6 protein-coding genes are annotated in these 8442 nt (G+C 54.0%); all 6 read right to left on the bottom strand.

The features are described 5' to 3' along the window. Nucleotides 1–218 (bottom strand): hypothetical protein (locus C4F37_RS28070; RefSeq protein ID WP_021546362.1); only part of this gene is annotated, 218 nt, incomplete at its 3' end. Then, nucleotides 215–2278 (bottom strand): prophage tail fiber N-terminal domain-containing protein, encoded by a 2064-nt coding sequence (locus C4F37_RS26270; protein WP_016238843.1) that lies wholly within the window; start codon nt 2276–2278, stop codon nt 215–217. The genes C4F37_RS26270 and C4F37_RS28070, both read right to left, overlap by 4 nt. Nucleotides 2279–2429: 151 nt before the next feature. Further along, entirely contained in the window at nt 2430–3029 is a 600-nt protein-coding gene (locus C4F37_RS26265) for an Ail/Lom family outer membrane beta-barrel protein (RefSeq protein ID WP_016238842.1), read from the bottom strand. Between the two features lie 67 nt (nt 3030–3096). Further along, entirely contained in the window at nt 3097–6789 is a 3693-nt protein-coding gene (gene gpJ / locus C4F37_RS26260; protein WP_001773905.1) for a phage attachment tail tip protein J, read from the bottom strand. A 343-nt stretch (nt 6790–7132) separates the two neighbouring features. After that, nucleotides 7133–7714 (bottom strand): tail assembly protein, encoded by a 582-nt coding sequence (locus C4F37_RS26250; protein ID WP_001090043.1) that lies wholly within the window; start codon nt 7712–7714, stop codon nt 7133–7135. Continuing rightward, a partial coding sequence (locus tag C4F37_RS26245) for a C40 family peptidase (RefSeq protein ID WP_042046273.1) occupies nt 7711–8442 on the bottom strand: 732 nt, incomplete at its 5' end. The genes C4F37_RS26245 and C4F37_RS26250, both read right to left, overlap by 4 nt.

Below are 8442 nucleotides of genomic sequence, written 5' to 3'. Positions count from 1 at the left end.
TCAAATCCATCGTCAAGAAGACGGATATTAACAAAGTACCCTTCGTTTCGCGTGTATTCTGGTTCTCCGTCATCAGAAACATCTGTCTCCCTGAACGTAAAACCAATCTCATCAACCAGAACGGCATTCTGCAGCTCTTCGTCCTCTTCCCAGTTAAGTTTCCTGAGAAATGCCCTGAAATCTGCTTTATCACTGAAACGCAACGTGAAATCTCTCACTCCACAACCTCCCCAAGCTGCGCATCTGTTAGCTCTTTATGCCAGAGACGAAAATTCCTCACATGCCCAAATAAATGGCGTAATCCTGCTGTAGTTTGTCCACCAATGCGAATGGTTGCTGTACTCCGGATATATTCCCATTTGGTTTTAGTTTCGCTGCTTAACTTACCGTTACTGACTACACATGTGGACCGTTCGGACTTTACCCGCATACCAATAAGCATTTTTTCCAGCCCGGCATTTTCATTTATTCGTCGGTCTGAACCACCTATATCACAATACGGAAAACCGTCGTACCCACCTGATGAACCAAACCCCATTACGATCCCCGCATCTGCCTGATGCCGGTATGTGTCAAAAACACGCGGTGCTGCATTTGGCGTTTTATACCAGTTCTTATGTACCTCACAAAGAACCGTAAAAGGAAGATTATAAAGATTATTCTTAATCGGAACTGTAACCATATCGCTTGCCCGCGTTACCGGTGCCGTCCCCGTAACAATAAAAGATGATGCGCCTGTACCAGCCTCAATCTGTGGAGTGGTTACATCGAGATAATCCCCTGATGCAACCATCTGCCCTGTATCCGGAGAATACTGGACAAAACCACCAACCGTATTTTCTGTTGTATCTGCTTTTAATGTAGCCTCAAAAAATATCCAGCCAGTTGCATCATCCTTAACAGACCTTGCTGTAACACGGCTTGTCTGACCTGTCTTGCTAATTATGCGGGTGGTAAGGTTCAGGTTTGCTGCTCCTATTGATGTCCTTACCTCCCCATCATAATGTTCAAATAAAATACGAACGGCGATATTATCAACTTCACTTTTTACCCGACAGGATATAGTTACATGCTTTTCGTCCCCTGAAGTATCAACCCCTCCGGTACTCGAATACAGTCCGATAATGGTATGCGCTTTACTTGTACCAACAATCGAATCCTGTACGACAAACCGGCCATAATTAAACCCGAAACTATCTGTGCCTGTTTCTGTAACGTCCAGTGAAGTTGACTTATTCCACTTCGAAGGGTCTGTACTGTTCGGGAAGAAGTTCGTTCTTTGCCCCTCAATAAGCAGGCCATCACACTCAAATCGTGGCTCATTAATTTCCGCCGTTTTCAGTTCGCCAGATTTGTTGATATATGTTGCCGTTGATGCGCGACTGAAATTAACCTGTTTATCACTGGCAACCTGAACCACATTATCACCAATCTTCACTTTTTTATAACCCGGAGAATAGCCCGTAATCATATCCAGCGAATCATTAAAGGGTATCCACACATCCGGCAGCGGCTGTAAAACATATCTGTACGGCTCTGCTGTCTGGTTTGCGTATTCTCTGGCAGCATCTTCACTTGCTTTTGCTGCCGTCTGGCTTGCTGCCGATGCTTTCGCCGAGTTCGCCGCCGCTGTTTCGCTCACCTTTGCGTTGGCTTCACTGTCTTTGGCATTCGTCTCACTGGTTTTCGCTGCCGTCTGGCTGGATTTTGCGTTTTTTTCGCTGGCCTTTGTGGCTGTCTCGCTGTTTTTCGCGCTGGTTTCTGATTTTTTGGCTGCTGTCGCGGAGTTTGCCGATGCAGTCTGCGAGGCCGCTGCCGCCTGTGCGCTGTTAGCTGCATTCGTTTCTGAGGTTTTCGCCGCGTTCTTCGATGATGCCGCAGCAGTTTCGGATTTCTTTGCTGCCGCTGCGCTCTGTGATGATGCTCCGGCATGACGTGCCACTTCATTCACCATCAGCTCAAAACGGCGCAGTGCCTCCGGCATGACATCATCTTCCGTCATGGCGCCGAGAAAATCATTCAGCGTACCTGGTCTGGAACCTTCATAGACGGTAATGGTCCCGGCATGTGAAGGCGGAAAATCTTCAACCAGCAGGGTGACGCTGTACTGGCCATACTCAACATCCATGCTGTAACGCCCGGCTTCATCCGGATTTTCAGAGGCCACCGTGTTCACCACCACCGTGCTGCTGGTCCGTCTGGCCTTCAGCACAATGGTGCAGTTCTGTACTGGTTTTCCTGTGCCATCTTTAAGCACGCCAGAAATTTTTACTGTCATACTTTTCCACCAATAAAAAAAGCCCGCAGCAGTGACGCCACGGGCTTCAGGACAGTGTAACTTTACGTTTCCTCAAACGCAGTTCACCCCATAAGGCGGATGAACCTGCGTATCATAACAATATTTACAGAAGATAAATCGGCGTCTGTTGTCAGAAACGGTATCCGATACCAACAATAAATGCATCCGTTCGCCAGTCGCCACTGCCGGAGCCTTCATAAGCAATATCAATGGCCACGGATTCGGTCGGGTTAAACTGCACGCCAGCCCCCCACGCCAGAGACGTATTGCTGTGGCGACCGTCATCACTTCCGGTCAGCACATCGTGCGTTTTCCCCTTGTTGTCAGTTACGCGGAGATAATCCCCGGAGAAAGTCGACACACGGCTGTAAGCCACACCTGCCATCGCATAAGCACTGAACCATTCATTCACGCGCACAGACGGCCCCGCCATTACGCTGAACCAGCGGTTACGCACGGAATCTTCATGCCAGCGGGTATCGCTGTAATGCGTTTTTTGCTCATCTTTGGCATTGGCATAACTGAATGACGTCACCAGCCCCAGCGTGTCCGTAAACTCATAACGGTATTTCACGTTAATCCCGTTCAGATTATCGCTGCCGGGAGCGTTCGTACGGGCATGAAGATACCCTGTGCTCAGTGTGGACTGATGTTCAGACGCCCATGCAGGCGCACCGGATACGGACAGACAGATGGCTGCGGACAAAATGGCTGCACAAACTTTACGCATAATTACCTCTCGCTTTTCTGCAATAAAAAAGGCGCCATTTCTGGCGCCCGTATTGGGGTTATAAAATTCAGCTAATCGTGATGCCTGCAGTGGCTTTCTTCATCACAACAACCAGCAAATCGCTGATACTTGCTGTGGGATACCAGCCATTTACCCACCATGCTGATACAGAAAACTCCAGCGTCATGTGGCCGCGACCAGCAGGCATATCAATAACACCACTGTAAACCAGCGTATTATCCATCGCGGTACGGTTATAAATTTCAGCACCGTTTTTCTTCACTATCAGGCGGCATGACGAATAAGTATCGCTGTTCTCCCGCTCATGTCTGGCACCGCTGAAAGCCACCGCCGGAATAACAATCTGCCGGTTAAACGGCTGATCGTCATAAACCCTGACGGTAATGGTTCCTGATGGCCAACGCTTCGGTGCACGGGAGTCACGGGGGAAAGCCTTACCCACTGTTTTAACGAGATCGCCTTCAATCTGGTTTGCAGACAGTTTCCCTCTGATGACACAGTTCTCGTTAATGGTGACATTATTGAGCGTGCCGGTATTCGCCGTGATGGCTCCACTGATATCCGCATTGCGGGCTGTCAGCCTGCCATCCGGCGTCAGGGAAAACGTCGGAGGATTGCCGGATGACGTGATGCTCACCGCAAACAGTCGCTTCAGGAACACGTCGTTCATGAACAGCTGATTCCCCTGCGCCACAAACAGCGGCGTGGTGTTGCCGTTCTCCGGGGTAATCATCGCAATGCGATCGGCCTGCAGCAGAATGTTACTCAGGGTCTGACCATCAACATCCTCAATCCCCGCGCCAATCCCGGCCACATAGGGAATACCGTTTTTTGTTTTCTGCACCTTCAGCATATACATGGCATTCAGCTCATTGCGCGTGTCTGACTGAACCCGCTGGATTTGCTGTATGGTCACGGCCTGGTCACCCAGCTTTTTATCCGTGGTCGAGGTAATTTCACTCCCTTTTTTATCCACGTACTGGCGGACCTGTGCTATCTGTCGGGCGTTTTCTGACTGCCCCTGGCTGACAGTCTGTGAGATTTCACTGCTCACCCGGTCCACTTTCTGGCTCACCTGCGCGATGGCCAGTGTCTGGTCCTCATTCTTTTTCGCAACCAGCTGCGTGAGGCTGTTTTCCGCCTTCCCGATTTTCCGGGTCACTTCTGCGATATCCGTGTCCATCCGCTGACGGATATCTTCTTCCAGTTGCGTGACCTCCGTACGCAGCGCTGAAGCATCAATGCGCTCTTTCAGTGCCTGGCCCAGAAGCGTCTCATCTATCAGCCCCCGGAAAATTTCCAGATACCCTTCACCATCATTGCTGGGCTGCCCGCTGGCTTCCACAAAAGCAGATTTTCCCACCAGGTTGACGCTTCGCACGTAAAACCAGAAATCCGTCCCCGGCTTAATCCGGCTCCCCTGGACAGTCCACTGACTGCCGGTCCCCAGATAACGGGCAGATTTTTCCACCTGTGCTGTGTTCGTGATGCGTTTTTCTGAGAACCAGAATTCAAACTGTACCGTCGGGTCATACACCGCAAGACGCGGGACCGCCGTTATCTGAAAATACCCCGGCGTCAGTTCAATGGTGGCGGGTTTTGCTGGCGCGTTAATCCGGAAGGTGGTGGTGGCCGGTTCGCCCTGCTGGCCATAACTGTTAATCGCCCTGACCGTCAGGGTGTATTCCCCCAGTGGCAGGCCACTGAAACGGTGCTCCGTATCGGCAGTGATGGCGGTGGTCACCAGTCTGGCATCCGCTCCCTTACCACTGGTCAGGCGCAGACTGAAGCGCACACCCTTCACCACCCGCGGCGTGTCCCATTTCGCCTGCGCCAGATACTGGCCGTCAGCTGCGCTCACCTCCACCGTCAGGTGCTGCACTGCCGGTGGGATGACGCTGTTCAGGGAACCTGACTGCGGCTCAAAGCGGGCACCGTTATCCACGATGGCTTCTTTTTCCGGTACGTGCTGCACCGCCGTGATGGCAAAGGTGCCGTCCGTGTTTTCCCGGACGGAGACACAGCGGAACAGGCGACGGCGCAGTGACGGCAGGGAGAGTCCCCACACCCCGTATGTCTCCACACCATCAGGCAGGGTACTGACCTGTATCCGGTCCGGCGCGGGGTGTTCGGTGATGTCCACACTCACCGGCTTACCACTGCCGTTAATCAGGTTCACCGTGGCGGCACCGGTCTCCGGCAGTGTCACTTCACGGTCCAGCGTCAGGGTGCGGGTGGCAGCATCAATGGACAGGACACGTCCGCCGGTCAGGGTCCCGGCATAGTCGTTATCACAGATTTCAATGATGTCACCGGGTGTGTGCCGCAGCCCCTGAGACCCGAGCGTGAAATCCACCGTCTGCGTTTCCAGCAGTTCGGTCTTTATCACCCACAGCCCGGCACGGTGGGCCTGACCGCGGCTGGTACAGCCGAACGCGTCCATCTTCAGCAGGTTGCGTCCGTAGCGCAGTATGGCTTCCGGGTCTTCCACCAGTTCCGTGGATGTCTGCCAGCCGTTCTGCGGGTCGGTGTAATTCACCTCCACCGCCGTGTGCCGGTCCTTCAGGGCACTGAAGCTGTAGCGGAATCCCACGCCGTTATCATCCACCACCACATCGCTGTTGGTGTACGGCCACACCACATCCGACGGGCGGTCCTGAACGAACGTCAGCGTCTGACCGTTCCATACCGGCATACAGCGCATCGCAGAGCAGAAATCACTGAGAACGTCCCACGCCTTACGCTGTTGTGCCAGGTACGCATTAAAGGTCATCCGCGGCTCGGTCCCCCCGAAACCATCCGGGACCGTCTGGTCGCAGTACTGCCCGATGGCATACAGCGCCCACTTGTCCACATCCGCCGCCCCCAGACGTTTTCCCATGCCGTAGCGCGGGTGAGTCAGCATGTCCCACAGACACCAGGCCGGATTGTTGCTGTATGCCGGTTTCAGACTGCCGTCCCAGATACCACTGTACGTGCGTTTTTCCGGGTCATAGTTTGACGGCACCTGAATGATGCGACCGCGGATATGGTAGTTCACCGTCATCTGCTGGCCGCCGAACTGCTCCGCATCCACCTGCAGCCCCACAATGGCCGTGTTCGGGTAGCACTGTTTCACATCGATGATTTCAGTGTACGATGACCAGAGCGTTCTGTTCTGCAACTGGTCCGTGGTGCTGTCCGCCGTCTCCCGGACCATCCGGATGTTAAAGGGCCGGGGCGGCAGATTATCCAGAATCACCGAGGCCAGGAACTGCGAGGTGGTCTTGCCGTTAATGGTGACATCCTTTTCCGTCACCCAGCGGCCATTACGCTGTAACTGAATCAGCAGGCGGACGGATGCCGGGTTACGGTCGCCCTTTGACGTGGTCTGCACCAGTGACTGCACCCCGAAGGTAACCCGCAGGCGGTCAATGTTCGCGGACGTAATGGTGCGCGTCACCGGCTTTGCCTTCGTCACTTCCACACCCAGTCCGGTTTCAGCTCCGGAGGACTCAAAGCCTTCCGGTGGTGTCTGCTCCTGCTCCCCGGCACGCCAGACCGCCGTCACACCGTGTATCACGGGATTGCCGTCCGTGTCCGTCAGTGGGGTTTTGTTCACCAGAATACTCTGCAGTCCCTTCACCGGACCTTCTATCGGTCCCTCACCAATCGCATCAATCACACTCATCATCTGCGTGGATTTGAGATTATCCTTCGCCTCACGAGGCGTGTGTGCCTTACCGCCACCTTTTCCCATACAGCCTTCCCCTGAATAAATTAACCGCCACTTGCCATTCCGTACAGAAGTCGGATATCCTTCGCCCGAAAAGCATGAAACACATTTCTGCCATGCTAAAGAGAAACCCCGGTATCAGCAGATACCGGGGTTTTCTTTCATGCCCACCGATAATCCTGTTGGTTAAAACCGGTAATGGCATAAAAATTCTGAATATCTTCACATTTTCACAAACTGACTGTGGCGCGTATAATTTCTCTGCGTTAATTTTTTTGTCGTGATATAAGAATAATTCCTTACACTTAATCTTCGTAACTCTCCCGCAGTTCCTGTCCGCGATCACTGCGGGATTTTTTTATTCTTTTTACCCCTGCCGCCCGATAACCACGACCTTTCCGCCCCCGCCTTCATCACGGGTACTGATGTCCTGGGATATACGGCGGGAGCCAACCAGCATTTCCCCGTAAGGCACCGGCATCGGGTTCCCCTGGGCAATCATGTTATCCAGCGAGGAAAAGTACGTGTTCTGTCTGCCGTTATCCGTTGCGCGGTAATCCGGTGTTTTTGCCTTCGGGGCCAGCATCTGGGCCACTCCGCCCAGTATCATGCTGGCACCCAGTGAAAACAGCATCGTGGTGGCAGAAAAACCACCGGCACTCAGGGCTGTACCCCATAACGCCATCGAGCCTCCGGCCGTGAAGAAAGAGCCCACGATGGCTGCCGCCCCCAGCACAATCTGCAGTCCACCCTTTCCGGCCCCGGCCAGTCGCGGCACAATGTGGATGACCGTTCCCTCACCCAGCTGTTCGTGAAGACGGGCATACACCGCCTCCGGTGCCGTGTCATCACCGGCAATACGTATCTGGTACCAGCCTTCGTTCATCTGACGGCGAAAGCCCGGCATCTGCATCGACAGGGCGCGAATGGCTTCCGCTGCCGTGTTCACATACAGGCTGAGGCGGCGGCCAAATCGTTGCAAATCCCCGTGAAGGCAGATGCGTGCCAGTGGCGGTGACGCCAGACAGAATGCGTTCGTCGTTGCCATTTTTCGGAATACCTCTCCCGTTTACTCAGTTGTTCAGGCAGATGGTGAAGCAGCTCACCGTTGCCGCAGTAAATGGCGGCATGGTTCGGTACCGAAGCACCAAAGCAGCACAGCAGAATATCGCCCGCCTGTGCAGAGGACAGGGGCACCCGGTAAAAGCCGGTGACCGCCATATTGTCCAGGTAAAGGTTCTGACCGTTGCGCCACCAGTCATCCTCGCGATGAAAATCCGGCATTTCAGTCCCCGCCAGATGGTATGCATCCCGGAACAGGGTGTAACAGTCCGTCACCCCGTGCTCAAAGCGCCGTCCCGTCAGGTGCGGCACGCAGCGGAATTTGTGAATGTCACCCCGGCAGACCAGCCACCAGGGCAGTGCGCTTTTTATCTGCAGCCGCCGGTCAGCCTCGCTCAGCCAGGGCAGCCCACCGGGATGACTGTGGACCAGTGCCACAATCTCCCCCTGCATCTCTGCCCGCAGCCAGTCTTCCGGTGCAATACGAAAATACGCCTCCGGCTCTGCAGAGATATTCACACAAGGGATATACCGCTCCCCCTCCGGCGTTCTCACCACTAAGCCGCACGACTCCGCAGGCACACACCGCCGGGCATGCGCCAGAATCGCTGATTC

The organism is Escherichia sp. R1, from assembly GCF_003000935.1.
In the GTDB taxonomy this organism is placed as follows: domain Bacteria; phylum Pseudomonadota; class Gammaproteobacteria; order Enterobacterales; family Enterobacteriaceae; genus Escherichia; species Escherichia coli.
This window is presented reverse-complemented; position numbering and strand designations above follow the sequence as displayed.

Excerpts from the sequence above, each read along its gene's own strand:
- C4F37_RS26270 (WP_016238843.1), bottom strand. The coding sequence starts at position 2,278 with ATGACAGTAAAAATTTCTGGCGTGCTTAAAGATGGCACAGGAAAACCA.
- C4F37_RS26265 (WP_016238842.1), bottom strand. The coding sequence starts at position 3,029 with ATGCGTAAAGTTTGTGCAGCCATTTTGTCCGCAGCCATCTGTCTGTCC.
- gpJ (WP_001773905.1), bottom strand. The coding sequence starts at position 6,789 with ATGGGAAAAGGTGGCGGTAAGGCACACACGCCTCGTGAGGCGAAGGAT.